The organism is Kitasatospora sp. NPDC002227, from assembly GCF_040296285.1.
Classification (GTDB): domain Bacteria; phylum Actinomycetota; class Actinomycetes; order Streptomycetales; family Streptomycetaceae; genus Kitasatospora.
The window spans coordinates 1-1,321 of sequence record NZ_JBEOWY010000132.1; the positions used below are offsets into that span (position 1 = coordinate 1).

A 1,321-nucleotide genomic window follows, 5' to 3' on the forward strand; every position below is an offset into this window, starting at 1 on the left:
GGACCCTAGACAAGTCCCATCGTCCCAGGTCAGAGGCACTCCTCGTTCTTTTGATCACGCCTCGGACAGCCCCACTCGTGAAAGCGCGAGGCTAGTAGGTCCCTCGCCAGGTTGGTGTGGTCTCGTCCGTTATGCGTTTGGTGAGGTTGTCGATCGAGGCGATGTGGATCATGGCTTCGGAGCTGGCTGGCAGGGTCTCGTAGTCGCGGGCGAGCCGGCGGCGCAGCATGAGCCAGCCCAGGCTTCGTTCGACTACCCAGCGTCTCTTCACGACGTGGAAGCCGCGAACGTCGGATTTGCGGTGGACGACCTCGACGTCGATTCCGAGGCCGGCTCCGTGCCCGATCACGGCGTTTTTGAAGCCGGTGTCGACCCAGCTTTTAGTGAGACTCGGGTAGGTCTTCTTGGCCTGGTTGAGGAGGTGGATTCCCAGGGCGTTCTCGGACAGGCTCGCGGCGGTGACGGTCGCGGCGAGGATCAGTCCGATCGTGTCGGTGATGATGCCTCGTTTCCGGCCGACGATTTTCTTCGCGGCGTCGGTGCCCTGGCTGGTCAGCGGCACGTTGGTGGAGGTCTTCACGCTCTGGGTGTCGATCACGGACGCGGTCGGTTCGGGATTGCGTCCTTCCTTCACCCGGGCCAGGCCGGTCAGGTCGTAGTTGAGTTCCGCGAGCACGCCCTCGTCGCGCCAGGCGGCGTAGTAGGCGTAGACGGTGCCGTGGTTGGGGAAGTCGTGGGGGAGGTACTTCCAGGGGATTCCGGTGCGGTTGATGTAGAGAATCGCGTTGAAAACGTCGCGCAGCTCGACCTAGGCGGGTTTGCCGGTGGGCCTGCGGTCGAGTCGGACTTTCCTCCAGGCCGTCAGTTTCGGTTCGATCAGGGCCCATCGGGCGTCGGACAGGTCGCTGGGGTACGGCTTCCGCTGGCTCGCGCCACAGCGTCTGCATGAGTGTGGAGGAAGACTCTGTTCCGCTGCCCTGCGGGCGGTTCTATGACTTCTTCAAACCAGACGGACTTCCAGGCATAGAAGCGGATGAGACGGACAGTCATGCCAGCGGCCGAGGTCAGGACAGACTTCCTATACCGGGCAAGCAGCACGAATATGGTCAGGAATGAAAGTCGCATGACGGAGTAAAGCTCGCTAAACGCCCACTGACCACACCCCACCGCTCGCAGAACTCGGGTACGCAGTCATCGTCCGGTCCGGGTCTGTACGGTCTTCGGTGTCAGCTTGACTCTGTCGGGGATCTTGGAGCTTCCCGGTGTGCCCACCTGACCAGTGGGCATGCTCGGGGTGATCAAAGACCGTGTAGTTGTCGAG

Annotated in this window: 1 pseudogene; it reads right to left on the reverse strand. The window is 62.3% G+C overall.

From position 1 onward, the window contains the following. Window positions 1-91: 91 nt before the first annotated feature. Window positions 92-901 (reverse strand): annotated as a pseudogene (locus tag ABT095_RS38790) (IS5 family transposase). Window positions 902-1,321: the final 420 nt, after the last annotated feature.